Raw genomic sequence first — 24,354 nt, forward strand, 5'->3', positions numbered from 1 at the left:
ACCTCCAGTTTGAGCAGGGCCACCCTCTTGGCTACCGGCCGGGTGGCCCGGCCACAAGAGAAAACGATGATCATCACCACTTTGGCGGAAGGCTCACTCCCAGCGGAACAACCGGGCCGCCAGCGCCGTCCCGAGCACCGCGAACGCGGCGAGCGCGGCCAGCTGCAACGGCTGCACGCCGGTGCCGACCCAGGCGTCCTGCAGCGGCTGCGAGCCCGGCGGCACGTAGTCGCCGATCCGCTGCAGCACGACCGGCATCAGCGGCCGCGGCAGGTACACGCCGCCGAAGAACATGATCGGGACGAACAGGATCATCGCCAGCGCGCCGGCGCTCTTGGCCGTGCTCGCGATCGACGCCGTGATCAGGCCCAGCGAAAACGTCGAGACCACGCCGAGCAACAGCGTCAGCAGGAACACCAGCGGGTGCTTCGGCAGCGGGACGTCGTAAGCGACGTCGGCCGCGCCGAGCAGGAGCGCGATGCCGGCCAGTGCCACCGCGACGTGGATCGCCAGCTGCGCCACGAGCAGGTTCGCCGGGTGCACCGGGGTCGTCGCCAGCCGGCGCAGCACGCCCTGCTCGCGGTAGGTCGCGACGGCCGCCGGGATCGACTGCAGGGCCAGCATCGCCAGGGCGATGACCACCAGTGACGGCACCCACGCGTCGATGAACCGGTACCCGCCCGCCTTGTCGCTGGGCTCGGTCATGCCGGGGATCGCGCCGATCGCGAGCAGTAGGACCGTCGGCAGCAGGACGCCGGCGATCGCCATGAACGGCGACCGGAGGAAGACCTTCGCTTCGGTCGCGGTGATCTTGGTGAAGGTGCTCATCGGGCGCTCCTGGTCAGCGAGACGAACGCATCGTCCAAAGTGGAGGCTCCGGCCGTGGCGCGGAGCTCGGTCGGGGTGCCGGTGGCGACCACGCGCCCGGCGTCGAAGATCGCCACGCGGTCGCAGAGCCGCTCGGCTTCGTCCATGAAGTGGGTGACGAGCAGGACCGTGACACCGGCGGCGCGCACGCCTTCGACGAGCTGCCACGTTTCGCGGCGGGCGTGCGGGTCGAGGCCGGTGGTCAGCTCGTCGAGGATCGCCAGCTCCGGCTGTCCCACCAGGGCCAGGGCGATCGACACGCGCTGCTTCTGGCCGCCGGACAGCTTCCCGAAGTAGCTCCGGGCGTGGTCGCGGAGGCCGAGCTGGTCGAGCAGGACGTCGATGTCGGCCGGCTCGGGGTAGAAGGACGCGAACAGCTCCAGGGCTTCCCGCACCCGAAGCTTCGCGGGCAGCCGGCTTTCCTGCAGCTGGACGCCGACGCGGCGGGTGAGGGCGGGGTGGTCGGTCGCCGGGTCGAGGCCGAGCACGGAGATCGTGCCGCCGTCGGGCCGGCGGAGACCCTGGAGGCATTCGACGGTGGTGGTCTTCCCGGCGCCGTTCGTGCCGAGGATGCCGAAGATTTCGCCGCGCTCGACGGTGAACGAAACGCCGTCGACCGCGACCCGGGTGCCGTAGCGCTTGCGGAGATCGGTGACTTCGATGAGTGGCATGGCTCCGAAACTACGAACCGGCGGCCGCCGGGGTAATGACGCTGAATCCCCAGCTCAGGTAGCGTTTTGCTGAAGCGGGGGTGGGGCTGGGCCCACCCCGTTCGGGGGGCTTCGGGCAGTGCGGCGCGCGGGCGGTCCGGCCAGGATCTCCAGGGGAAGGAGGTGCCGGATGACGTACCTGCGTGCGATCGGCCGGGCGTTCGCGCTGGCGGCGTTCTCGTTGCTCAGTTGGATCGACGTGCTCGTCCAGCTGATCGCGTTCGTGCTGCTCTGCGGCGGGCTCGTCTTCTTCCTGGGCCCCGCGGTCGAATGGGCCCGCGGCCGGTCGGCGGTCATGCGGACGCTGGCCGCGCGCTGGTGCGGCGTCGAAGTCGCGGCGCCGTACCGGCCCGAGCCGCCGGAGCCGGTGCGCGAGCGCGACGGCTGGTACCGCGAGGGCAACCAGCTCTACAAGCGGGCGTTCTGGATCCGCTGGCAGCACCGTCTTACCTGGGCGCTGGAGGACCCGGCGGCACAGCGCGAATTCAGCTGGCAGCTGGTGAACCCGCTGGTCACGCTGCTGCTGCCGGTGGCCGTCCTGCTCGGCGGGCCGCGGGTGCTGCGCGGCTACGGCCGCTGGACGCGCTGGTGGCTCGGGCCGCGCCCGGCCGCCGAGTCACGCAAGAACCGGCCGCACCGGCACCTCGAAGCGCTGGGCCACCAGTTCGGCATCCTCGCGCTTTCGGTGGTGCAGCTGGCCTTTTCGGTGGTCCAGCTGGTGGTCGTGGCCTTCGCCACGCCACTGGCACCCCCGGTCGTGCTGTGGAGCCGCTCGATCACCGACACCTTGCGCCGTGAAACCGAAAACTGGACCGGGGTGCGGATCGCGCGGCCGTACCAGCCGCCGCCCGGGTTGCCGCTGCCCCGCCCCGACGGGCTCTACCAAGTCGGCCGGCAGCTGTACGACGAACTGCTCTGGCCGCTCCAGAACGCCCGCACGAAGTGGATCCTGGGCGACCGGGCCACCTGGCGGGACATGGCCGGCGGCGCACTGACCTCCCTCGTGTCGCTCGCTTGCTCGTTGCCGGCGCTCGTGTTGTTCGGCTGGGGCATGACCGGTATCTGGCTGCTCTGGGTGTGGCGGCCGTTCGTGTCGTCCCGTGTCCAGTGGTCCCCGCTGCCCGAGGTGTCGACGCACCTGGGTGCGCTCGCGCAGACGCCGTTGATCCTGCTGGCGCTGGTCATCGCCGTGGCGCCGGCGCCGTGGCTCGCCCGGCAGCAGGCCCGCTTCGCGCGGGTGTGGTTCGGGCCGACCGAGTCCTCCCGGCTGGCCCAGCGCGTCGAACGGCTCGAGCGGACGCGTTCCGACGTCACGGTCACGCAGGCGGCGGAACTGCGCCGGATCGAGCGCGACCTGCACGACGGCATCCAGTCGCGGCTGGTCGCCATGGGCATGAAGCTCGGCGCGGTCGAGGCACTGGTGGACACCGACCCGGAGGCGGCGAAACGGCTCACGGCGGAGCTGCGCGCGGCGTCGTCGGAGGCGCTCACCGAACTGCGTGCGCTGATCCGCGGCATCCACCCACCGGTGCTGTCCGAACGCGGGCTGCTGGACGCCGTCCGCGCGCTGGCGCTGGACAGTCCGCTGAAGGCGCAGGTCACCGGCTCGTTGCCGGGCCGCGCCGAGGAACCGGTGGAGTCGTGCGTGTACTTCGCGGTGTCCGAACTGCTCGGCAATGCGGCGAAGCACGGCGCAAAGCGAGTGACGATCGAGGTGGGGTTCGCCGGCGAGCTCCTGACCGTGGTGGTCACCGACGACGGCCCGGGCGGCGCGAGCCCGGCCCGCGGTTCGGGACTGCGCGGAATCGAGCGCCGGTTGGGCGGCTTCGACGGTAGGTTGACGCTGACCAGCCCGATCGGCGGCCCGACGAAGGCGACCCTGGAGATCCCGTGTCAGCTCGACCAAGAACTCTCGTCGCCGAAGACCAGTACCTCCTCCGAGACGGCCTGACGCACCTGCTGACCGCGCACGGCTTCGACGTCGTCGCGGCGGTCGCCACCGGCCCGGAACTCGTGGCGGCGTTGCGGGAACACCGGCCCGAGGTGTCCATTGTGGACGTCCGGATGCCGCCGACCAACACCGACGAGGGACTGCAGGCCGCGTTGTCCGCCCGCCGCGAGGTGCCCGGCCTGCCGATCCTGGTGCTGTCGCAGCACGTCGAGCAGCTGTACGCGCGCGAACTGCTGGCCGACGGCACCGGCGCGATCGGCTACCTGCTGAAGGACCGCGTGTTCAACGCGGAGCAGTTCATCGACGCCGTCCGCCGGGTCGCGGCGGGCGGCACCGTGATGGACCCCGAGGTGATCGCGAAACTGGTGGCGGGCAACGCTTCGGACCCACTGGCGGCGTTGACCCCGCGCGAGCGCGAAGTCCTGTCGCTGATGGCGGAAGGCTGCTCCAACGCGGCGATCGCCGCCCGCCTGCACTTCAGCGAAGGAGCGGTCGGCAAGCACACGGCGAACATCTTCGCGAAGCTGGACATCACCGCTTCGGACGACACGAACCGCCGGGTTCTGGCCGTGCTGGCGTATCTGGGTTCCTAGCCGCGCGAGATCCGGGTCATCTCGTCGCGCTCGACGACCTTGACCCGCTCCCGGCCCGCCGCCGAACCCAGCGCCTTCTCGTGCGCGTCGAGCCGGCCCCAGCCGTCCCAGTTCGTGAACGGGATGCCGCGCGTCTCGAGGAAGTCGAGGATCGCGTCCGGTGAGTCGAACTTCGGGGTGGCGAGGGTGTCCGCGTCCGCCAGGAGACTGGCGATCGTCTCGGCCGCGTCGCCCTTCGTGTGGCCGATCAGGCCGACCGGGCCGCGCTTGATCCAGCCCGTCACGTACACGCCCGGCAGCTGGTTCTCGTCGAGGTCCAGCACGCGCCCGGCCTGGTTCGGCACCACGCCGGCGACGTGGTCGAACGGCAGCTCGGGCAGGTGCGACGACAGGTAGCCGACCGCGCGGTACACCGCCTGGACGTCCCAGTCGTGGAACTCGCCGGTGCCGCGGACGTTCCCGTCGCCGGTCAGCTCGGTCCGCTCGGTGCGCAGGCCCGTCACCTTGCCGTCCTCGCCGAGGACCTCGGCGGGGGAGTGGAAGAAGTGCAGGTGCAGCCGGCGCTGCCGGGTGCCCGGCTCGCGGATGGCCCACTCCTGCAGCGTCTTCACCACCATGTCGATCTGCTTGGACGCGCGCAGGGCCGCGATGCTGCCCTCGTCGAACTCGATGTCCTCCGGGTGGACGATGACCTCGACGTTCGGCGAGTGGTCCAGCTCCCGCAGCTCCAGCGGCGTGAACTTCGCCTGCGCCGGGCCGCGGCGGCCGAACACGTGCACGTCGGTCACCGGGCTGGCCTTGAGGCCCTGGTAGACGTTGTCCGGGATGTCGGTGGTCAGCAGCTCGTCGGCCGTCTTCGCCAGCACCCGCGCCACGTCCAGCGCGACGTTCCCGACGCCGAGGACGGCGACCGAGGACGCGGTCAGCGGCCAGGTGCGGGGCACGTCGGGATGGCCGTCGTACCAGGAGACGAAGTCGGCGGCGCCGTAGCTGCCGTCGAGGTCGATGCCCGGGATGTCGAGCGCGCGGTCGGCGGACGCGCCGGTCGAGAAGATCACCGCGTCGTAGAACTCGCGCAGCTCGTCGAGCTTGATGTCGGTGCCGTAGTCGATGTTGCCGAGCAGCCGGATGTTCGGCTTCGAGAGCACCTTTTCCAGCGCCGTCACGATGCCCTTGATGCGCGGGTGGTCGGGCGCGACGCCGTAGCGGATCAGCCCGAACGGCGCGGGCATCCGCTCGAACAGGTCGATCTGCACGTCGGCGTCGGACTTGTCGAGGATGTCGGCGGCGTAGATGCCGGCGGGACCGGCACCGACCACGGCTACACGAAGAGAACGGCTCACCCGACCCACGGTAAGTTAGGATTACCTAACCTGAAATGTGATTTGGCGTACGGTCCACGGACTGGGAGCCGGTAAGCTCGGCGCATGCGCGTTCTCGTCGTCGACAACTACGACAGCTTCGTCTACAACCTGGTCCAGTACCTGGCCCAGCTCGGCGCCGACTGCACGGTCTGGCGCAACGACGTCGTGGACCTCGACCGCGTGCCGGAGTTCGACGCCGTGCTCGTCTCGCCCGGCCCCGGCACCCCCGAACGCGCCGGCCAGAGCATGGACGTCATCCGCAAGTGCGCCGAGACGAGCACGCCGATGCTCGGCGTCTGCCTCGGCCACCAGGCCCTCGGCGTCGTCTACGGCGCGACCGTCGACCGCGCGCCCGAGCTGCTGCACGGCAAGACGAGCCAGGTCCGCCACACCGGCGCCGGCATCCTCAAGGACCTGCCGGAGGAGTTCACGGCCACCCGGTACCACTCCTTGACCGTGCTCCCGGACACGATCTCCGACACCGTTTTCGAGATCACCGGGCGCACCGAGTCCGGCATCGTGATGGGCATGCGCCACCGCGAGCTGCCCCTCGAAGGCGTCCAGTTCCACCCGGAGTCCGTGCTCACCGAAGGCGGCCACCGGATGCTCGCGAACTGGCTGGCCACCGCGGGTCACCCCGTGGACCCGGCCCGCGTGAACGAGCTCGAGCGGGCGACCAAGGCGCTCCAGAAGGCCGCTGTTGCGTGATCCGGCTCGCGGGGGTCGGCAAGCGGTACGGGCGCGGTGACTTCGTCCTGCGCGACGTCGACCTGACCGTCGAGCCCGGGCACGTCGTCGGCGTCCTCGGCAGCAACGGCTCCGGGAAGTCGACGCTCCTGCGGATCATGGCCGGCGTCTCGCACGCGACCACCGGAACGCTCACCGGCACCCCGCGGATCGGCTACCTGCCGGACCGCTTCCCGGCGGGCCAGCGCATGGGCGCCCGCGCCTACCTGCGGCACATGGCACGCATCCACGGCCTCACCGATCTCTCGATGATCGACCCGCTGCTCGAACGCCTCGACCTCGTCGGCGGCCCGACGGCACCGCTGCGCACCCTGTCCAAGGGCAACGCGCAGAAGGTCGGGCTCGCGCAGGCCGTGATGGTCCGGCCCGACCTGCTGATCCTCGACGAACCGTGGTCCGGCCTCGACGTCGGGACGCACACGATCCTCGGCGAGCTCGTCGCCGAGACGCGGGCGCGCGGGGCGAGCGTCGTGTTCACCGACCACCGGCCGCAGGTGGTGCACGACCACGCCGACGTCGTCCACCTGATGCGGGAAGGCCGGCTCACCGCGGAAAGCGCGGAGCCGACCACCCGGATCGTGCTGCGCGGCGGCGACACCGGCTGGACCGACGAGCCGGGCGTGCGCCATGCGCTGGTGGAAGGCGCGCAGGTGGTGCTGACGGTCGAGATCACCCGCGTCGACGCGGTCTTGAAGCGAGCCCTCGACGACGGCTGGTCGGTGCGGGAGGTGGCGCCGTGCTCGCCCTGACCCGCTACCACCTGGCGCTGCTCGGCCATTCGCAGCGGTACCTGCCGGCGTTGCTGGCCTACCTCGCACTGTGCGTGATCCTCTACGCCGACCCGCATTCCCCACCCCTGCCGCTGTTCGGCGTCAGCGCCGGCGGCCTGCTGGTCGTCTCGTGCTGGCTGACGATCGCCCTGCTGGACATCGAAGATCCGGTGCAGCGCCTGGTGACCTTGAGCCACGCGCGGCAGTGGCGGCGGATGATCACCGGCGCGATCTTGACGGTGCTGGCCTGTTCGCTGGTCCTCACCGCGATCACCGAGGTGTGGTCGGCGATCAAGTCGTTCAAGGTCCAGCCGGCGGCGCTCGGCATCGGGCTGCTCGCGCACCTCGCGTGCACGCTGCTCGGCATCGCGATCGCCCTCCCGTGCTCGCGGCTGCTGGTCCACCGCATCGGCTGGACGGTCCTGGCGGCGGTGATCACCCTCGTCGTCGTCCTGCTGGCGAAGATCCCCCTGGTCCACCCGCTTCTGCACGCCTTGACCGACGACGAACCGGTCGGCGGCCCGCTGGTCCTGGCCCTGGTGACGTCGGTCGCGATGCTGGCCGCCAGCTTCTACGCCGTTTCGGAACTCGTGCGCCGCCGCTCCTGACTGCAATTTGCCATCTTCAATTCCCGGCCCCGGGCTTCCTGCCGGACCGTAGGGCGGACTAAGGTTCGGGGCCTCCGGTTCCGGGCGAAGGGAGATCGGGTGACGGCTGGGATCGTCGCGATCACCGTGCCAAACTCCGACGGCGAGCTTCCGGAGCTCGCCGCCTGGTTGCGTGGCGAAGACGAACTCCGCGGCCGCGTCCAGGTCTTCGATGCCGTGGTGGTCGGGGTTTCGAGCTCCTCCGCCGGCGTCTTCTGCCGTTCGCTGTTCGCGTGGCTGACCCGGGGGCGCGACGGCCGCGTCTCGCTGAAGGTCAAACGCTCCGGTGCCGCCGAGGAACTCGAACTCGACTTCGGGGCCGCGAGCGACGCCGATCAGGTTCTCGGTGCCGTGCAAGGATTTCTCGACCAGCCCTGAACGACGAAGAAGGCCCGCACGGTAAGAACCGTGCGGGCCTTCGTTCACCTCACTAGTTGGAGGATCTCGTCGTCGGGGTGGTGGGGAACGGGAACCCGCTGCCTTCGGACACGTTGACCGTGACGTTCTGGTCCTTGTTGATCGACGTTCCGGGACTCGGGTTCTGACCCGTGATCGTGCCCTCCGGCGCGTTGCTGTTCTTGTCGGACTTCTGGTTCAGCTTGCCGGTCCAGCCCATGCTCGACAGCTTGTCCTGCGCCTCGTCGACGGTCATCCCGACCAGGCTGGGCATCTGGATCTGGCTCGAACTGTCCGGCCCGGTCGACACGGTCAGGATGATCTGGCTGCCCACCGCGACCTGGCCGCCGTTCGGGTTCTGCGTGATGACCGTGTCCTTCGGCACCGAGTCCGAAGCCTGGTCGACCCGCCTGGTCGTGAAGCCCTGGCCTTCCAGCGCCGACTTGGCCTGCGAGTACGGCTTGCCGGTGAAGTCGGTGACCGCCTTGAGCTGCTTCGACTTGCCGATCGTGATCTTCACACTGCTGCCCTGGGCGACCTCGGAAGCCGCGGACGGCGTCTGCGACTGCACCAGGCCGACCTGGTTCTGGTCGGTGACTTCGGTTTCCCCGACGCTCGGGTCGAGGGTCAGCTTCGCTTCGGTCAGCAACTTCTCGGCGTCGTCACGCGTCTTGCCCTTGAGGTCCGGCACGCTGGCCTTGCCCGGCGCGACGCCGACGTACAGCGTGATCTTCGTGTTCGTCGCGACCGAGACCCCGGCCGACGGGTCGGACTTGATGACCTTGTTGATGTCGTCCTGGGTGCACTCCGGGTTGCCGTCGGTCGGCGTGACCCCGCAGGTGATCTGCTTCTGCTCGATCGTGCCGTCGAAGCCCTTGCTCTTCAACGTCTCCCGGGCCTGGGGCACCGTCTGGTGCGTCACGTCCGGGATCGCGACCGTGCCGCCTTCGTTGCTCTTGAACGAGCCCGCCAGCCACATGATCAGCAGCACCGCGCCCAGCACGAACACCGCGGCGATCGCGGCCAGGATCGTGCGGCGACGGCGCTTGGCCTTCGGGTCTTCGTCGTCCGGCTCGGTGTACTCGTCGTAGCGCTGCGGCTGCCGCCGGTCGGCGTTCATCACCTGCGTGCGCTCGTCCTCGGACATCACCATCGGCGCCACCGGGCGCTGGCCCGAGAGCGTGCGCACCAGGTCCGAGCGCATCTCCGCCGCCGACTGGTAGCGGTTCGCCGGGCCCTTGGCCAGCGCCTTCAGCACGACCGCGTCGAGCTCCGGGGCCACCGCCGGGTTCACCGACGACGGCGGGTTCGGGTCCTCCCGGACGTGCTGGTACGCCACCGCGACCGGGGAGTCACCGGTGAACGGCGGCTCGCCGGTGATCAGCTCGTACAGCACGCAGCCGGCCGCGTAGACGTCGGAACGGGCGTCGACCGACTCGCCGCGGGCCTGCTCCGGCGAGAGGTACTGGGCCGTGCCGATCACCGCGGCCGTCTGGGTCATGGCGGACTGGCCGTCGTGCATCGCGCGCGCGATGCCGAAGTCCATCACCTTGACCGCGCCGTTCTTCGTGATCATCACGTTGGCCGGCTTGACGTCGCGGTGCACGATGCCGTGGCGGTGCGAGAAGTCCAGCGCCGCGCAGACGTCGGCCATGACCTCCATCGCCCGCTTCTGCGACATCGGGCCTTCGGTCTTGACGATGTCGCGCAGCGTCCGGCCTTCGACGTACTCCATGACGATGTACGGCAGCGGCCCGAACTCGGTGTTCGCCTCGCCCGTGTCGTAGACCGCGACGATCGCCGGGTGGTTCAGCGCGGCGGCGTTCTGCGCTTCGCGGCGGAAGCGCTCCTGGAACTGCGGGTCCCTGGCGAGGTCGGCACGGAGGATCTTGATCGCGACTTCCCGGCCGAGACGCACGTCGTGGCCGTGATGGACCTCGGACATGCCTCCGTAGCCGAGCGTTTCGCCCAGCTCGTACCGGTTGGAGAGCAGTCTGGGTGTGCTCATCTCTGGGTGCCGTTCCATTCCGTCCAAGGTGTGGTCATGATGCCTTGCCGGCCATCGTCGGTCGTGCCGGGAGTGCCCGCCGGGTAGCCGGACTGCTCCGCGGGCACCTGTCTGCCCGGGAACACCTGGCTCTGCGGCTGGCCGGTGTGCGGCGGCGAGCCGTTGCCGCCACCGAGCATCTTCGCCACCAGCACGATGCCCGCCACCAGGACAACGAGCAGGATCGCGGCGAGAAGCGCCCACCAGCCCCACTGCGTCTTCTTCCGCGCGGCCGGCAGCATGACCTGCCGCGGAGCGGGGCGGGACGGCGGGCCGATGGCGATCATCGGGTTCATCGCGGGCGACGGCGGGCCGCCCGGCATCGGCAGCTGCGGGGGCAGCTGCTGCGGCGGGATCGGCACCGGCATCGACGGGGGTGGCGGCGGCTGCTGCTGCACCTGCTGCGGCACCACCGGCTGCTGGCCCGTCGTGTAGGTGGCGTTGACCAGCCCGGACGGCGTCGGCAGCGGCAGCCCGGAGCGGACCGCGGCCACGGCGGAGGCGAACTCGCCGCCGTTGTTGTAGCGCTGCCGCGGATCCTTGACCAGGGTCGCCTCGATCACCGCGCGCGCCGCGGGCGGCACGTCCGGCGGCAGCGGCGGCGGCAGGTCGCGGATGTGCATCATCGCGACCGTGACGGCGTTCTCCGACAGGAACGGCCGGTGCCCGGCGAGGCATTCGTAGCCGCACACCGCCAGCGAATAGACGTCGGACGCCGGTTCGGCCGGCTGCCCGAGCGCCTGCTCCGGGGCGATGTAGTGCGCGGTGCCCATGACCATGCCGGAGCGGGTGACCGGGGCCGCGTCCGCCGCCTTCGCCACGCCGAAGTCGGTGATCTTCACCTGCCCGGTGGAGGTCACCAGGATGTTGCCCGGCTTGACGTCGCGGTGGACCAGGCCGTGCGAGTGCGCCGCCTGCAGCGCGTTGCCCGCCTGCTCCAGCATGTCGAGGGTGAACTCCGCCGACAGCCGCCCGTGCTTGGCCAGCAGACCGGCCAGCGGGTCGCCGTCGACGAGCTCCATCACCAGGTACGCGATCGACAGGTCGCCGTCGGCGATGGTCTCGCCGTAGTCGTGCACCGCGGCGATGCCGGGGTGGTTCAGGGACGCCGTCATCCGCGCTTCCGTGCGGAAGCGGTGGAGGAACTCGGCGTCGCCGGAGAGTTCGGCCTTGAGGATCTTGACGGCCACGGTCCGGTCGAGCCGGGTGTCGCTGGCCTGCCAGACCTCGCCCATCCCGCCGACGGCGATCCGGCTCGTCAGCTTGTAGCGGTCGGCCAGCAGCTGACCGGAGGACAGCATGCGCTATCCACCCCCGAGCTTCGCGTTGATCGCCGCACGGCCGATTTCCGCCGCGACCGTGCCGCCGGTGGCCGCGAGGCCGCGGTTGCCGCCGTCCTCGACGATCACGGCGACCGCGATCTGCGGGTTGTCGACCGGGGCGAAGGCGGTGTACCAGGCGTGCGGTGCGGTGTTCTTGGAGTCCGTGCCGTGTTCGGCGGTGCCGGTCTTGGACGCGATCTGGACGTCCGGGCGCTTGCCACCGCCCTTGGTGAAGCCTTCGGAAGCGACCATCATGTCCTTGAGGATGGCGGCGTTCGCCGACGACAGCGCCGGGGTGCCGGTGAGTTCGGTCGGGCTGTAGTCCTCGATCGTCGACAGGTCCGGTGCCAGCACCGACTGCACCAGCTGCGGCTTCATCGCCATCCCGCCGTTGGCCACGGTGGCCGCGAGCAGGCAGTCCTGCAGGGGCGTCAGCCGGACGTCGCGCTGGCCGATGCCGCTCTGGTAGAGCGCGCCCTGCGAGTCGAGCGGGCCGACCGTCGACGGGGCGACCTTCATCGGCACGGTCAGGTCGGTCTGCCCGATGCCGAAGTTCGCCGCCGTCTTCTTCATCTTGTCCGGGCCGAGCTTGCCGGCGAACTGCGCGAACGGCACGTTGCAGGAGTGCGCGAGCGCGTCCTTGAACGTGTCGCCGGGGCAGCCCTGGCCCGCGTAGTTCTCCAGCGTGACGTTCGTGCCGGGGAGCTTGGTGTTCGGCGCGGTGTCGACCTTGGTGTCCGGGCCGTTGCCGTCTTCGAGCGCGGCCGCCGCGGTCACCAGCTTGAACGTCGACCCCGGCGGGTAGGTCTCCGAGATCGCCCGGTTCAGCATGGGCTTCTTCGGGTCCTTGTTGTTCGCGGTCCAGGCGTCGGTCTGCGCCTTCGACGTGTGCGAGGCCAGCTGGTTCGGGTCGTACGACGGCGTCGACACCATCGCCAGGATCCGCCCGGTGCTGGGCTCCATCGCGACGACGGCGCCGGTGTAGTTCTTCTGCGTCATCAGGTCGTACGCGGCCTTCTGCACGGCCGGGTCGATGGTCAGCCGGACGTTGCCGCCGCTGGGGTCGCGGCCGGTGACCATGTCCGACAGCCGCCGCACGAACAGCCGCGGGTCGGAGCCGTTGAGCACGTCGTCCTCGGCGCGCTCCAGGCCGCCCGCCCCGTAGTTGATCGAGTAGTAGCCGGTGACCGGCGCGTACATCGGGCCGTCGGCGTAGGTCCGGATGTACTTGTACTTGTCGTTCGACGGGTTGACGCTGGCCAGCACCTCGCCGTTGGCCTGCGACACGATCTTGCCGCGCTGGCGGGCGAACTCGTCGTAGAGCACCCGCGCGTTGCGCGAGTCGGTGCGGTAGTCGTCGGCCTTCACCACCTGGATGTAGGTGGCGTTGGCCAGCAGCAGGACGACCATCACGAGCATCGCCATGCCGACCTTGCGGAGCGGGGTGTTCATGCCTGCGCGCCCCCCTCCGCCGGCGGCCGCTGCACGAGCACGGTGTGCGCTTCCGCGATCGGGGCCTGCGGCTGCTGCTGCGGCTTCGGGCGCGCGGCCGGCTTGCGGGCCGCGTCGGAGATGCGCAGCAGCAACGCGACCAGGATGTAGTTCGCGAGCAGCGACGAACCACCCTTGGACAGGAACGGCGCGGTGATACCGGTCTCCGGGATGAGTTTCGTGACCCCGCCGACGACGACGAAGATCTGCATGACCATGGTGAACGCGAGCCCGCCGCCCAGCAGCTTGCCGAACGTGTCGCGCACGGCCAGCGCGCTGCGCATGCCGCGCATCGCGACCAGCAAGTAGAGCATCAGCACCGCGGCCAGCCCGATGAAGCCGAGCTCCTCGCCGATCGACGCGGTGATGAAGTCGGTGTTGGCCTCGGGCACCATGTCCGGCCGGCCGGCGCCGAGCCCGGTGCCGCCGACGCCGCCGGTGCCCAGCCCGAACAGGCCCTGCGCGAGCTGGTAGCCGCCGCCGGCCTGGTCGTAGGTGGCCAGCGGGTCCAGCCAGTTCGCCACGCGCTGCTGGACGTGCGTGAAGAGGTTGTAGGCGATGATGCAGCCGACGGCGAAGAAGCTCAGGCCGAGGACGACCCAGATGACCCGCTCGGTTGCGACGTACAGCATCACCAGGATGACGCTGAAGAACAGCAGCGACGTGCCGAGGTCCTTCTCGAACACCAGGATGCCGATGCAGACGAACGCGGCGATCAGGATCGGGCCGAGGTCGCGGGCGCGCGGGAGCTCGACCCCGACCAGCTTCTTGCCCGCCACCATGAACAGGTCCCGCTTCGACACCAGGAACGAAGCGAAGAAAACCATCAGCAGGATCTTCGCGAACTCGCCCGGCTGGATCGAGAAGAACGGCAGCTTCAGCCACACCTTGGCGCCGTTGACCTCGGACAGGCTCGACGGCAGCAGCGCGGGCAGCGCGAGCGCGACGATGCCGACCAGGCCGGCGGTGTAGCCGTAGCGGGTCAGCGTGCGATGGTCGTTCACCACGATCAGTACCACGACGAAGAACACGAGCGAGATCACCGTGAACAGCACCTGTGCGGTGACCGCGGGCGTGTAGTCCTTGCCGTTCTGCGTGGCGCGCTCGGCCAGGGCCAGGTCGATCCGGTGGATCATCACCAGCCCGATGCCGTTCAGCAGCGCGACGCAGGGGAGCAGCACCGGGTCGGCGTACGGCGCCCACTTGCGGACGGCCAGGTGCGCCGCGCCGAAGATGGCGAGGTAGGCGAGGCCGAGCCAGATGATCGACCAGGTCAGCTCCTGCTCCTGGTTGGCTTCGACCAGGACCAGCGCGATGGTGACGATGAGGGAGGCGAACCCCAGCAGCACCAGCTCGGTGTTGCGGCGGGTCGGGACCTCGCGCGGCGGGTTCGTCTGGAACTGCGCGGCGAGCGGTTCGGCGGAACGCGCGACGGGCTGGCCCATCAGTTACCGCCTCCCGTCGTCGGTGCCGTCGAACTCGGCGTCGAGCAGTCCCTCCCCGCTGGCTGGTTCGCCGACGACGGAGCAGTGGAGCCGGCCGGAGCCGACGGAGTCGTCGTCGGCGTGGCCGTAGGGGTCGGCGTCGAGGACGGCTGACCGCCCGCCGGCGCGCAGTTGTTCAGGCGCTTGCGCAGCTGCAGGAAGTCGTCGATGTACTTCCGCGCTTCGTCGAGGCTGTCCTTCTTGACGCCGTTCTGCACCGCCAGCCGCGCGTCCTCCTGGAGCTGGGTGACGCGCAGCTTGTCCGTGCACACCTGGCTCGGCGGGCAGGACCCCTGCTCGTAGGCGTGCAGGTCGATGCCGAGAATGCTGCCGGGGACGCCGCGGTAGATCACGACCTCCCCGTCCGCTCCCTCGCCGACATAGTACTGACTCAGCACGAAGTAGCGGGTGGCGATGGCGGCCGCGGCGAGCACGACGAGGACCACCAGCGCTCCGGCCAGCCAGCGGAACCGCTTCCGGCGCCGGGCCTTCGGGTCTTCCTGCGGCTGCGGCAGTTCCTGGCGCGGCGGCGGGGGCGGCTGGGTCAGCGCCCGGGCCCGGGCCGCGGGGGAGTCGCCCTGGTGCCGTTCGTCGCTGCCGTCCCCGGCGGCGCCGCCCACGATGGGCGCGTCCTCGCCGAAGTCGACGTCGACCACGTCGGCGATGATCACCGTGACGTTGTCGGTGCCGCCGCCCTTGAGCGCCAGCTCGATCATCCGGTCCGCGCACTGCTGCGGGTCCGGGATCTGCACGGCCTCGGCCAGCGTCTCGTCGCTGACCATCCCGGACAGGCCGTCCGAGCAGATCAGGTACCGGTCGCCGGCGCGGGCTTCGCGCACGGTCAGGCTCGGCTCGACCTCGTGCCCGGTGAGCGCCTTCAGCAGCAGCGACCGCTGCGGGTGCACCGCGGCCTCTTCGGGCGTGATCCGGCCCTGTTCGAGGAGCTCGTTGACGAAGCTGTCGTCCCGCGTGATCTGCGCGAACTGACCGCCGCGCAGCAGGTAGGCCCGGGAGTCGCCGACGTGCACCAGCCCCAGCCGGGTGCCGGCGAACAGGACGGCGGTGAGCGTGGTGCCCATGCCGTCCAGGTCCGGGTCCTGCGAGACGAGTTCGGCGATGGCGGCGTTGCCGTTCGCCACCGCCTCGCGCAGCTGGGCGAGCAGGTCGTCGCCCGGCTCGTCGTCGTCCAGCGGGGCGAGGGAGGCGATGACGACCTTGCTGGCGACTTCGCCCGCCGCGTGCCCACCCATGCCGTCGGCGAGCGCGAGCAGGCGAGGGCCGGCGTACACGGAGTCCTGGTTGCTCGAACGCACCAGGCCCCGGTCGCTGCGGGCTGCGTAGCGGAGGACGAGAGTCATGGGCGAAGCTCGATCACCGTCTTGCCGATCCGGATGGGGACTCCGAGCGGGACCCGGAGGGGTGCAGTGACCTTAGCCCGGTCGAGATAGGTGCCGTTCGTCGAGCCCAGATCTTCCACGTACCAGTCCTCGCCGCGCTGGGCGATCCGGGCGTGCCGGGTCGACGCGTAGTCGTCGTCGAGGACCAGCGTGGAGTCGTCGGCCCGGCCGATCAGGATCGGCCGGCCGTCCAGCGCGATGCGCGTCCCCGCCAGCGCGCCGTGGGTGACCAGCAGCTGCTGCGGCGACTTGCTGTTGCGCGGCTTCTTCTCCTTCTTGCGCCCGAAGGTCGGCACCTGGACGCGCATGCCCGACGCCGCGTAGAGGTCCGACCGGACGACTCTGAGCGCGGCGAACACGAAGAGCCAGAGCAGCACGAGGAAGCCCACCCTGGTGAGTTGTACGACCAGCTCTGGCACTTGGTGTGTCCGCTCCCGACTCTTCCGCGCAGCCGCGACGCGGGTACGCCGCGGTCCCCCCGCACGTCAATTCTGCGGGAACAGTATTCCGGGTCCCGAGTCAGCCCTGTGTACGGAACACGAGGGACGAATGACCCACCCGGATGACGTCGCCGTCGGCGAGCTGCCAGGTCTGGACCGGCGTGCCGTTCACCGTGGTGCCGTTGGTCGAGCCGATATCGGCGAGCGTCGCGCTCTGGCCGTCCCAGGTGATCTCCAGGTGCCGGCGCGAGACGCCGGTGTCCGGGAGGCGGAAGTCCGCGTCCTGGCCGCGGCCGACGACGTTCCCGCCCTGCTTCAGCGAGTACGTCCGGTTCGAGCCGTCGTCCAGCTGCAGGCTCGCCGCGAGCGCGCGACCCGGCGCCGGCGGGGCGTAGCCGCCCTGCTGGCCGTACGGGTCACCGGCCGGCTGGCCGTACGCCTGCTGCTGGCCGTACTGGTCGTACCCGCCCTGCTGCTGGCCGCCGTACTGGTCGTAGCCACCCTGCTGGTAGCCGCCCTGGTCGTAGCCGCCGCCCTGGGGCTGGCCGTAGCCGCCCTGGTCGTAGCCGCCGCCTTGAGGCTGCGCGTAACCGCCCTGGTCGTAGCCGCCGCCCTGGGGCTGCGCGTAGCCCTGGTCGTAGCCGCCGCCCTGGGGTTGCTGGCCGTACTGGTCGTAGCCACCACCCTGCTGCGGCTGGCCGTACTGGTCGTAGCCGCCGCCCTGGGGCTGCTGGCCGCCGTACTGGTCGTATCCACCCTGCTGGCCGTAACCCTGGTCGTACCCGGGCTGCTGGCCACCCTGCTGTCCGTAGCCGTACTGGCCCTGCTGGCCGTACGGGTCACCCTGGTCGTATTGGCCGTAGCCGGGGGGCTGGCTCATTGCTGGGTCTCCTGCGTTGCTGGGTCGTGCCGACCGCGGTGAACCGGCGCCTGAGGGGCGGGCGTCGGGATCGACGGACGAACGGGTCTTGAACTGTCCAGTATGCAGCGCCTCGTTGCGCTCGAGTGATACGACGACGTCACCATAGGTGTCCAGGCCCTCGGCGGCGAGGTGTTCCGCGACCGCCTTCGCCAGCACCTGGGTGACGCGTTGCTCGTCACCGGCCATGCGCTCGTGGTCAGCCGTCCCCAAGGACACGATGTAGTGATTCGGGGCGAGCTGCCGACCGCCTGCCAGCTCACGAACGTTCTCCTCACTCTCCCGCTCCAGGGCGATCGCCACTTCCTGCGTGACGACGTTGCCACCGAACATGCGCGCGAAAGTGTTCCCCACCAGGTTCTCGAGTCGCCTGTCGAATCGTTCGGCGCGGCCCACCGGGGAAAACCTCCTCACACGTGTGCTTCCGCACCGATCCTATCCGGGTGAGCCAGCCTCTACACGGCCCCCGGTGAAAGCCGTTAAAACGACCTGCTAGTCTTCTCCTCGCTGCCGCAAGGAAGCACTCGGGCGAGTGGCGGAATGGCAGACGCGCACGGTTCAGGTCCGTGTGTCCGAAAGGACGTGAGGGTTCAACTCCCTCCTCGCCCACATCGAAAAGGGCCCCGGCTCCCCGCCGGGGCCCTTTTTCATGACTTGGACCAGGCCGTGGGGTATGTCACGAACCCCTGTTCGCCCTGGGCGAAGTTACGCCGTGTGGGTGGTGATCCAGTCCGCGATGACGTCCGCCCGGCTCGTCGTTTCGACGCCCGCGTGCGGGCAGTCCGGCCCGGTGGCTTCCAGCGAGACCAGCTGATCGCCCGAGAAATAGGGGGCGCCGGAGTCGTACGTGCACGCGCTCGTGGTGATCTCCGGGGCCGCGCCGCGGACACCCAGCGTCGTCGGGTCCACCTTCGCGATCGCCACCGTGCCCTGCTGGAGGCGGGTGGCCGGCTTGGGGTTCGCGGCCGTGAGGCTGCCCCAGCCCGCCAGCGTCAGCTGCTGGCCGACCTTCGGGACCGCGCGGCTCACCGCCAGCGGCGTCACCGCGGTCACCGGGGAGTCGAGGCGGACCAGCGCGACGTCGTTCTCCGTCGCCTGGAGGACCTCGGTCGCCTTGCGGGCGATGCCCGACTCCGCCTCCTCGTCGGTCAGGCCCAGCGTCACCGTCGTCGGGTACGGGACCTTGCCCGAGACCCGGTCGCGGTGGGCGTCGTGGAAGCAGTGGCCGGTCGTCAGGATCCAGGCGGGCGCGACCAGCGCACCCGTGCAGTAGCTGCTGTACGTCGAGCCGTCCGGGCGTGGGATCTTCGTCATCGCCAGCTTCGCGACGAACCCGTACCGGCCCGGTGGGACGTCGGTGCCGTGGGCGACGGCCCAGGCGGCGGGAGCGGTGGAGACGGTCAAGACAGCAGCGGCGAGCAGGGCGCGCAGGCGCATTCTTCCCCTTCGTCGAGTCGGTGGTCGACGTCCGACGTTAGGGCCGCGCCTCCCGTCCTGGGAATTCCCTGGCCGGGCGTCACCCGGGTGACGCCCGGCCGCGGGCTCAGCCGGTGTGGGCGGCGATCCAGTCCGCGACGACGTCCACGCGCGAGGTCGTCTCGAGCTGGTTGTGCGGGCAGTCCGGGCCGGACGACTCGACGGACACGAGCTGGCCGCCGGAGCCGGCCGCGACGAAGTAGGGCGCACCCGAGTCGTAGACGCAGGCGCTCGTCGTCGACGTCGGGGCCACCCCCTGCACGCCGAGCGTCGAAGCGGCGACCTGGCCGACCTTCACGGTGCCCTGCTGCAGCTTCGTCGACGGGGCCGGGTTGGTGGCGGTGAGGCTGCCCCAGCCGGCCAGGGTCAGCAGCTGGCCGGCCGACGGCGTGACCCGGTTGACCGTCAGCGGGGTGATGCCGGTGACGTCCGCGTCGAGGGTGGCGATCGCGATGTCGTTCGCGCTCGCCTGGTAGACGGTGACGACGTTGCGGACCACCCCGGGCGTGCTCTGGTTCACCGTGCCGAGCAGCACCGACGTCGGGTACGGCACCGGGCCGGAGACGCGGTTGCGGTTGGCGTCGTGGAAGCAGTGACCGGCGGTGATGAGCCACTTCGCCGCGATCAGGGCGCCCGAGCACGCGCTGTTGTACTTCGTGCCATCGGGCCTGGGGATGTTCGTCATGGTGAGCTTGGCGGCGAAGCCGAACTGGCCGGCCGGGACGTCGGAGCCGTTGGCCACGGCCGAGGCCGGCGCCGCGGTGGCGAGACCGGCGGCCAGCGTCAGCAGGGCAGCGGAAAACACGGCGCGAACGCGCATCGGTGGATCCCCCTCTTCGTGCACCGGCGATGGCTGCCGGTGATCACTTGCGAGGGTAGCGACGGCTCGGGCGCCGCGAAGGCGCTGCTTGGAGCAAAAAACCGGCCCCGGCGGGGATGCCGGGGCCGGTTTGCCGGGAATGAACTAGTTCACGCCGACCAGGTCGACGACGAAGACGAGCGTCTCGCCCGGCTTGATCACGCCGCCCGCGCCGCGGTCGCCGTAGGCCAGGTGCGGCGGGATGACCAGCTTGCGGCGGCCGCCGATCTTCATCCCCGCGACACCCTGGTCCCAGCCGGAGATGACCTGGCCGGCCCCGAGGCCGAAGCGCAGCGGCTCACCGCGGTCCCAGGACGCGTCGAACTGTTCGCCGGTCGAGTGCGAGACACCCACGTAGTGCACGGTGACGGTCTTGCCCGCCGTGGCCTCCGCGCCGTCACCGACCGTGATGTCGGTGATCTCGAGGTCGGCCGGCGCAGGTCCGTCCGGGCGGTCGATGAGGGGCTTTTCCAAGGTCATGGGCCTCACCGTACCCACGCCGTTCCGGCTGCGCCGATCGGACTACGCCCAAGGAGGGGAAAAACGCGAAAAGTCTTCACACTTAGCCTACTGCTGGGTAGCGTGCGCTTCGTCACTCTTCTGGACTGAGGGGAGCCCGGTATGCGACGACGCATCCGCGCCCTGACCGTAACGGCACTGGGGGCCCTCGTGGCCGGGCTCACCCAGGTCGCCGTCACCGCGCCGGCCGCTCAGGCGGCCGTGTCGCCCGACGACTACTGCGGGGGGCAGTGCAGCGACATCCTCCCGCCCGGTGAACAGGGCAGCGCCACCCTCGCGGAAATCCTGGCGCACAAGGTGTTCGGCACCCGCCCGGCGCACTCGGCCGACCAGCTCGGCAAGTACGCCTCGCTGGCCGGCGGCTACAAGACGCTGACCACCGGCGCGATCAACCAGTACTTCAACGACTCCTCGTTCGGCGTCCCGGCCGACCAGGTGGCGAGCACGACGAAGCCGCGCGCCGACGTCACCATCGTGCGGGACAAGGCCCTCGGCGTCCCGCACATCACCGGGACCACCCGCGCCGGCACCGAGTTCGGCGCCGGGTACGCGGCGGCGCAGGACCGGCTGTGGCTGATGGACGTGCTGCGGCACGCGGCCCGCGGCCAGGTGACGTCGTTCGCCGGTGGCGCCGAGGCCAACCGTGAACTCGAGCAGCAGTTCTTCGCGAACGCGCCGTACACCGAAGCCGAGCTGCAGCAGCAGATCGACCGCACGGCCGCCAGCGGCCCGCGCGGCGCGCAGGGCCTCGCCGACGCGCAGGCCTACGTGGACGGCATCAACAAGTACATCTCCGACTCCTACAACGGCCGGTACTTCCCCGGCGAGTACGTGCTGACCGGGCACGTCGACTCGATCACCAACGCCGGCTCGATCGACCCGTTCAAGCTGACCGACCTGGTCGCGCTGGCCTCGCTGGTCGGGGCCGAGTTCGGCGCGGGTGGCGGCGGCGAGGTCCAGAACGCCATCGCGAAGCTGGCGCTGCAGGAGAAGTACGGCGTCGTGCAGGGCGAGAAGGTGTGGCAGAGCCTGCGCGCGGAGGACGACCCCGAAGCCGTCAAGACGCTCCACGACGGCCAGACCTTCCCGTACGGCAAGACGCCGGCCAACGCCGTCGGCCGCGCGCTGCCGGACAAGAACTCGGTGACGCCGCAGCAGCTGGTGTTCGACAAGACCGGCTCAGCCGCCACCGCGACGCCGTCCACTGTGGACGTCGCCGCGCCCGCCGAGCAGGAGCCCGCCCGCGGCATGTTCGAGAACGGCGTGCTGCCGGCCAACCTGCTGAGCGAGAAGCACGGCATGTCCAACGCGCTGCTCGTCTCCGGCGCCAAGACCGCCAGCGGCCACCCGGTCGCCGTGTTCGGCCCGCAGACCGGGTACTTCGCCCCGCAGCTGCTGCTCCTGCAGGAACTGCAGGGCCCGGGCATCAGCTCGCGCGGCGCGGCCTTCGCCGGGCTGAGCATGTACACGCTCCTCGGCCGCGGCCAGGACTACTCCTGGAGCGCGACGACGTCGGCGCAGGACATCGTCGACACCTACGCGCTGCAGCTGTGCGACCCGAACGGCGGCACGCCGACGAAGGACTCGAACTACTACACCTACCAGGGCAAGTGCATCCCGATGGACACCGTCGAGGTGAAGAACGCCTGGAAGCCGACGGTCGCCGACGGCACCGCGGCGGGTTCGTACACCCTGCGCAGCTACCGCACCAAGTACGGGCCGGTGCAGAGCCGGGCGACCGTCGGCGGCAAGCCGGTGGCGTACGCGGCCCTGCGGTCGTCCTACTTCCACGAGGTCGACTCGCTGATCGGCTTCCAGGAGCTGAACGACCCGACCTTCGTCAAGTCCGCGGCGGACTTCCAGAAGGCCGCCTCCGACATCAACTTCACCTTCAACTGGTTCTACGCCGACTCGAAGGACATCGCCTACTTCAACTCCGGCGCCAACCCGGCCCGGCAGTCCGATGTGGACCCGAACCTGCCGGTGTGGGGCGACCAGGGCCACGACTGGATCGGCTGGAACCCGGCGGGCAACGTCGCGAACTACACGCCGGCGGCGCAGCACCCGCAGTCGGTCAACCAGGACTACTACGTCAGCTGGAACAACGCCCAGGCCAACGGGTACGCGGCCGCGGGTGCGGACAAGTCCGCCGTGCACCGCGTCGACCTGCTCGACTCGCGGGTCAAGCAGCTGATCACCAGCGGCACCAAGGTCACCCGGGTCAACCTGACCCAGGCGATGGCGGACGCCGCGCTGGCCGACCTGCGCGCCGAACGCGTCCTGCCGCTGCTGCTGCAGGTGCTCGACAAGACGCCGACCACCGGCGCGGCGGCGGACGCCGAGGCGAAGCTCAAGACGTGGCTCACGAACGGCCACCTGCGCAAGGAGACCTCGCCGGGGAGCAAGACCTACGCCGACGCGGACGCGATCCGCATCTTCGACGCCTGGTGGCCGCTGCTGGTCCAGGCCGAGTTCAAGCCGGGCATGGGCGACAACGCCTACAACGCGATGACGAGCGTGCTCGGCATCAACGAGAGCCCGTCCGGCTGGCAGAACGGCAACGGCCGGCACACCGGCCAGCCCCACAAGGGTTCGTCGTTCCAGTACGGCTGGTGGGGTTACGTCAGCAAGGACATCCGGCAGGTGCTCGGCCAGCCGGTCGCGGGCCCGCTCGCGCAGACGTTCTGCGGCGGCGGCGACGTCACCGCGTGCCGCCAGGCGCTCGTCGACTCGCTGACCACGGCCGCCGGTCAGGCCGCGAACACCGTCTACCCCGGTGACGCGAACTGCTCGGCCGGTGACCAGTGGTGCGCCGACTCGATCGTCCAGAACCCGCTCGGCGGCATCACGCAGGACAAGATCAGCTGGCAGAACCGGCCGACGTTCCAGCAGGTCGTCGAGTACGCGGCGCACCGCGGCGACAACATCGCCAACCTGGCGGCGGCGAAGACGGTCAGCGCCACGAGCGCCGAGTCCGGCTTCTACAACTCGCCGGCGTCGAACGCGATCGACGGCAACGCCTCGACCCGCTGGGCCAGCGACTGGAGCGACGACCAGGCGATCACCGTCGACCTCGGCTCGGTCCAGCAGGTTTCGCGGGTGCTGCTCAACTGGGAATCCGCCTTCGGCAAGAGCTACCGGATCCAGCTCTCGCCGGACGCGGTGCACTGGACGGACGCGGCCGTGGTGACCGACGGCGACGGCGGGCAGGACAACGTCTCGTTCGCCGCGACGACGGCCCGGTTCGTCAAGATGCAGGGCGTCCAGCGCGGCACGAAGTACGGCTACTCGCTATACGAGTTCGAGGTGTACGCCCACTGACCGCTCCTCCCGCGGCGGTCGTGAGTGGTAAGGCGGGTTAGAACCCGCCTTACCACTCACGACGGCCGCGGTAGGTCTGCCCTGGGGAAAACAGGTCAAAAGCTGGACACTAACTGGCCACCGCGCCCGGCGGGGTAGCGAAGGCTTCCGTCGCGGCGATCAACCGCAGGGAAGTCGAAATCCAGGGTGAGGTTGCCGTCATGACCACGCATTGAGTTCCGAGCCGGCGAGGTGGGTTTCCTCGGCGAAAGCCGTTGCCGGCAACGGGAAACACCTTGTCGCGACCGGTGTCCGGCGCGCACCATCGATACAGACCGGAATTTCGCGGAACCACCGTGAAATCCACCGAATCCCGTTCACCGGGGAATTCCGAGGAGTCTGCCATGATGGTCGTCTGTTCCGTTTCCGCCCTTCTCCGCACCGCGCTGGGCATCGTCCTGGTCGCGCTGTTCGCCGGGCTGGCGCTGGCCGGGCCCAGTGCTCCGGCGAGCACGCCCGGGCCTGCCGCGCCGGCTGCCACCGCGACCGCCGCCGCCGAACCCGTCACGCACTAAGGGCCGGTGGACTCCAGGTGCTCGATCAGGCTGGCCAGCTGGTCGGCGTACCGCCGGACGAACTCGGGCGAGTCCGCCTGCGTCCCGGTCAGGCCGTCGACCACGTGCGGCAACGTCACCGGGGCCATCGCCGCCGCCATCAGGAGCACCGTGAGGCACTCCGGGTCGGCCCAGTCCGGGAGACGGCCCTCGGCCTTCAGCGCGCCGAGCCGCTCCACCGTCCCGGTCAGGCGCTGCGTGCGCGGCGCGTGGTCGGGGTCGGTTTCCGGGCCTTCGTACTCCAGGCCCGACCACGCCAGCAGCCGGACGCCATCGCGGCTTTCCAACGTTTCCAGAGCCATCCGCCGGACCTGTTCGGACAGCGGCAGGTCCGGCGCCATCAGTTCGCTCTGCCGCTGTCCCCACCCCTCCGACATCGCCCGGTACAGGCCTTCCTTGCCGTCGAAGTAGTACGAGATCAGCTGCTGGTTCACCCCGGCC

At 70.3% G+C, this 24,354-nt stretch carries 22 protein-coding genes and 1 tRNA gene; 9 read left to right on the forward strand and 14 right to left on the reverse strand.

Going from position 1 to position 24,354, the window contains the following annotated elements:
* Positions 1-93: 93 nt before the first annotated feature.
* Together ACWEF6_RS12820 and ACWEF6_RS12825 are read right to left on the reverse strand one after the other, a co-directional pair.
* The gene (locus ACWEF6_RS12820) at positions 94-828 is read right to left on the reverse strand and encodes an ABC transporter permease (RefSeq protein WP_449683064.1); all 735 of its coding nucleotides are present in this window, start codon (positions 826-828) and stop codon (positions 94-96) included.
* Complete coding sequence (locus tag ACWEF6_RS12825) at positions 825-1,538, reverse strand: ABC transporter ATP-binding protein (protein ID WP_449683065.1); 714 nt, start codon at positions 1,536-1,538, stop codon at positions 825-827. Before ACWEF6_RS12825 ends, ACWEF6_RS12820 begins: the two co-directional genes overlap by 4 nt.
* 169 nt (positions 1,539-1,707) lie before the next feature.
* Here ACWEF6_RS12825 and ACWEF6_RS12830 point away from each other — a divergent pair, with 169 nt between their 5' ends.
* Both ACWEF6_RS12830 and ACWEF6_RS12835 read left to right on the forward strand, forming a co-directional pair.
* Positions 1,708-3,528, forward strand: coding sequence for a histidine kinase (locus tag ACWEF6_RS12830; RefSeq protein ID WP_449683066.1), 1,821 nt, complete (start codon positions 1,708-1,710; stop codon positions 3,526-3,528).
* Complete coding sequence (locus ACWEF6_RS12835; RefSeq protein ID WP_449683067.1) at positions 3,468-4,121, forward strand: response regulator; 654 nt, start codon at positions 3,468-3,470, stop codon at positions 4,119-4,121. Before ACWEF6_RS12830 ends, ACWEF6_RS12835 begins: the two co-directional genes overlap by 61 nt.
* Here the strand turns inward: ACWEF6_RS12835 and ACWEF6_RS12840 are convergent.
* Positions 4,118-5,464 (reverse strand): FAD-dependent oxidoreductase, encoded by a 1,347-nt coding sequence (locus ACWEF6_RS12840; protein ID WP_449683068.1) that lies wholly within the window; start codon positions 5,462-5,464, stop codon positions 4,118-4,120. The two genes, ACWEF6_RS12835 and ACWEF6_RS12840, sit on opposite strands and share 4 nt — an antisense overlap.
* Before the next feature lie 84 nt (positions 5,465-5,548).
* Between ACWEF6_RS12840 and ACWEF6_RS12845 the strand changes: the two genes are divergently transcribed.
* The 4 genes from ACWEF6_RS12845 to ACWEF6_RS12860 all read left to right on the forward strand — a co-directional run bounded on the left by ACWEF6_RS12845 (position 5,549) and on the right by ACWEF6_RS12860 (position 8,027).
* Complete coding sequence (locus ACWEF6_RS12845) at positions 5,549-6,193, forward strand: aminodeoxychorismate/anthranilate synthase component II (RefSeq protein ID WP_449683069.1); 645 nt, start codon at positions 5,549-5,551, stop codon at positions 6,191-6,193.
* Complete coding sequence (locus ACWEF6_RS12850) at positions 6,190-6,981, forward strand: ABC transporter ATP-binding protein (RefSeq protein WP_449683070.1); 792 nt, start codon at positions 6,190-6,192, stop codon at positions 6,979-6,981. The genes ACWEF6_RS12845 and ACWEF6_RS12850 overlap by 4 nt, the downstream gene beginning before the upstream one ends.
* Positions 6,969-7,610, forward strand: coding sequence for a hypothetical protein (locus ACWEF6_RS12855; RefSeq protein WP_449683071.1), 642 nt, complete (start codon positions 6,969-6,971; stop codon positions 7,608-7,610). Before ACWEF6_RS12850 ends, ACWEF6_RS12855 begins: the two co-directional genes overlap by 13 nt.
* 99 nt (positions 7,611-7,709) lie before the next feature.
* On the forward strand, positions 7,710-8,027 hold the full coding sequence (locus ACWEF6_RS12860; RefSeq protein ID WP_449683072.1) for an effector-associated constant component EACC1: 318 nt from the start codon (positions 7,710-7,712) through the stop codon (positions 8,025-8,027).
* 52 nt (positions 8,028-8,079) lie between these two features.
* On the opposite strand, the gene pknB is transcribed toward ACWEF6_RS12860, so the two are convergent.
* The 7 genes from pknB to ACWEF6_RS12895 all read right to left on the reverse strand — a co-directional run bounded on the left by pknB (position 8,080) and on the right by ACWEF6_RS12895 (position 17,541).
* A complete protein-coding gene (gene pknB, locus ACWEF6_RS12865) occupies positions 8,080-10,053 on the reverse strand; it encodes a Stk1 family PASTA domain-containing Ser/Thr kinase (protein ID WP_449683073.1) in 1,974 nt (657 codons plus the stop codon).
* On the reverse strand, positions 10,050-11,393 hold the full coding sequence (locus ACWEF6_RS12870) for a serine/threonine-protein kinase (protein ID WP_449683074.1): 1,344 nt from the start codon (positions 11,391-11,393) through the stop codon (positions 10,050-10,052). The genes pknB and ACWEF6_RS12870 overlap by 4 nt, the downstream gene beginning before the upstream one ends.
* Positions 11,394-11,396: 3 nt before the next feature.
* Complete coding sequence (locus tag ACWEF6_RS12875) at positions 11,397-12,866, reverse strand: peptidoglycan D,D-transpeptidase FtsI family protein (protein WP_449673863.1); 1,470 nt, start codon at positions 12,864-12,866, stop codon at positions 11,397-11,399.
* Positions 12,863-14,350 (reverse strand): FtsW/RodA/SpoVE family cell cycle protein, encoded by a 1,488-nt coding sequence (locus ACWEF6_RS12880; RefSeq protein WP_310968301.1) that lies wholly within the window; start codon positions 14,348-14,350, stop codon positions 12,863-12,865. The genes ACWEF6_RS12875 and ACWEF6_RS12880 overlap by 4 nt, the downstream gene beginning before the upstream one ends.
* On the reverse strand, positions 14,350-15,747 hold the full coding sequence (locus ACWEF6_RS12885) for a PP2C family protein-serine/threonine phosphatase (RefSeq protein ID WP_310968300.1): 1,398 nt from the start codon (positions 15,745-15,747) through the stop codon (positions 14,350-14,352). Before ACWEF6_RS12885 ends, ACWEF6_RS12880 begins: the two co-directional genes overlap by 1 nt.
* On the reverse strand, positions 15,744-16,205 hold the full coding sequence (locus tag ACWEF6_RS12890) for an FHA domain-containing protein FhaB/FipA (protein WP_003079002.1): 462 nt from the start codon (positions 16,203-16,205) through the stop codon (positions 15,744-15,746). The genes ACWEF6_RS12885 and ACWEF6_RS12890 overlap by 4 nt, the downstream gene beginning before the upstream one ends.
* Before the next feature lie 100 nt (positions 16,206-16,305).
* On the reverse strand, positions 16,306-17,541 hold the full coding sequence (locus ACWEF6_RS12895) for a DUF3662 and FHA domain-containing protein (RefSeq protein WP_449683075.1): 1,236 nt from the start codon (positions 17,539-17,541) through the stop codon (positions 16,306-16,308).
* 130 nt (positions 17,542-17,671) lie between these two features.
* Here ACWEF6_RS12895 and ACWEF6_RS12900 point away from each other — a divergent pair.
* Positions 17,672-17,754 (forward strand) — tRNA-Leu (locus ACWEF6_RS12900).
* A gap of 96 nt (positions 17,755-17,850) precedes the next feature.
* Here the strand turns inward: ACWEF6_RS12900 and ACWEF6_RS12905 are convergent.
* The 3 genes from ACWEF6_RS12905 to ACWEF6_RS12915 form a co-directional block, all read right to left on the reverse strand.
* Positions 17,851-18,582 (reverse strand): S1 family peptidase, encoded by a 732-nt coding sequence (locus ACWEF6_RS12905; protein ID WP_449683076.1) that lies wholly within the window; start codon positions 18,580-18,582, stop codon positions 17,851-17,853.
* A 106-nt stretch (positions 18,583-18,688) separates the two neighbouring features.
* Complete coding sequence (locus ACWEF6_RS12910; RefSeq protein WP_449683077.1) at positions 18,689-19,441, reverse strand: S1 family peptidase; 753 nt, start codon at positions 19,439-19,441, stop codon at positions 18,689-18,691.
* Between the two features lie 144 nt (positions 19,442-19,585).
* Entirely contained in the window at positions 19,586-19,960 is a 375-nt protein-coding gene (locus ACWEF6_RS12915; RefSeq protein WP_310968296.1) for an FKBP-type peptidyl-prolyl cis-trans isomerase, read from the reverse strand.
* Positions 19,961-20,101: 141 nt separating this feature from the next.
* On the opposite strand from ACWEF6_RS12915, the gene ACWEF6_RS12920 reads away from it, so the two are divergent.
* Positions 20,102-23,320: a penicillin acylase family protein gene (locus ACWEF6_RS12920; protein WP_449683078.1), complete on the forward strand. Its 3,219-nt coding sequence runs from the start codon at positions 20,102-20,104 to the stop codon at positions 23,318-23,320.
* A 383-nt stretch (positions 23,321-23,703) separates the two neighbouring features.
* On the forward strand, positions 23,704-23,874 hold the full coding sequence (locus tag ACWEF6_RS12925) for a hypothetical protein (protein ID WP_449683079.1): 171 nt from the start codon (positions 23,704-23,706) through the stop codon (positions 23,872-23,874).
* Here the strand turns inward: ACWEF6_RS12925 and ACWEF6_RS12930 are convergent.
* A partial coding sequence (locus ACWEF6_RS12930) for a TetR/AcrR family transcriptional regulator (RefSeq protein ID WP_449683080.1) occupies positions 23,871-24,354 on the reverse strand: 484 nt, incomplete at its 5' end. The genes ACWEF6_RS12925 and ACWEF6_RS12930 overlap by 4 nt on opposite strands.

The sequence above is a fragment of the Amycolatopsis sp. NPDC004772 genome, from assembly GCF_053601215.1.

Coding starts and splice junctions, on each gene's coding strand:
- ACWEF6_RS12830 (WP_449683066.1), top strand. CDS start 1,708: ATGACGTACCTGCGTGCGATCGGCCGGGCGTTCGCGCTGGCGGCGTTC.
- ACWEF6_RS12825 (WP_449683065.1), bottom strand. CDS start 1,538: ATGCCACTCATCGAAGTCACCGATCTCCGCAAGCGCTACGGCACCCGG.
- pknB (WP_449683073.1), bottom strand. CDS start 10,053: ATGAGCACACCCAGACTGCTCTCCAACCGGTACGAGCTGGGCGAAACG.
- ACWEF6_RS12910 (WP_449683077.1), bottom strand. CDS start 19,441: ATGCGCGTTCGCGCCGTGTTTTCCGCTGCCCTGCTGACGCTGGCCGCC.
- ACWEF6_RS12880 (WP_310968301.1), bottom strand. CDS start 14,350: ATGGGCCAGCCCGTCGCGCGTTCCGCCGAACCGCTCGCCGCGCAGTTC.
- ACWEF6_RS12875 (WP_449673863.1), bottom strand. CDS start 12,866: ATGAACACCCCGCTCCGCAAGGTCGGCATGGCGATGCTCGTGATGGTC.
- ACWEF6_RS12885 (WP_310968300.1), bottom strand. CDS start 15,747: ATGACTCTCGTCCTCCGCTACGCAGCCCGCAGCGACCGGGGCCTGGTG.
- ACWEF6_RS12915 (WP_310968296.1), bottom strand. CDS start 19,960: ATGACCTTGGAAAAGCCCCTCATCGACCGCCCGGACGGACCTGCGCCG.
- ACWEF6_RS12870 (WP_449683074.1), bottom strand. CDS start 11,393: ATGCTGTCCTCCGGTCAGCTGCTGGCCGACCGCTACAAGCTGACGAGC.
- ACWEF6_RS12905 (WP_449683076.1), bottom strand. CDS start 18,582: ATGCGCCTGCGCGCCCTGCTCGCCGCTGCTGTCTTGACCGTCTCCACC.
- ACWEF6_RS12920 (WP_449683078.1), top strand. CDS start 20,102: ATGCGACGACGCATCCGCGCCCTGACCGTAACGGCACTGGGGGCCCTC.
- ACWEF6_RS12845 (WP_449683069.1), top strand. CDS start 5,549: ATGCGCGTTCTCGTCGTCGACAACTACGACAGCTTCGTCTACAACCTG.
- ACWEF6_RS12925 (WP_449683079.1), top strand. CDS start 23,704: ATGATGGTCGTCTGTTCCGTTTCCGCCCTTCTCCGCACCGCGCTGGGC.
- ACWEF6_RS12820 (WP_449683064.1), bottom strand. CDS start 828: ATGAGCACCTTCACCAAGATCACCGCGACCGAAGCGAAGGTCTTCCTC.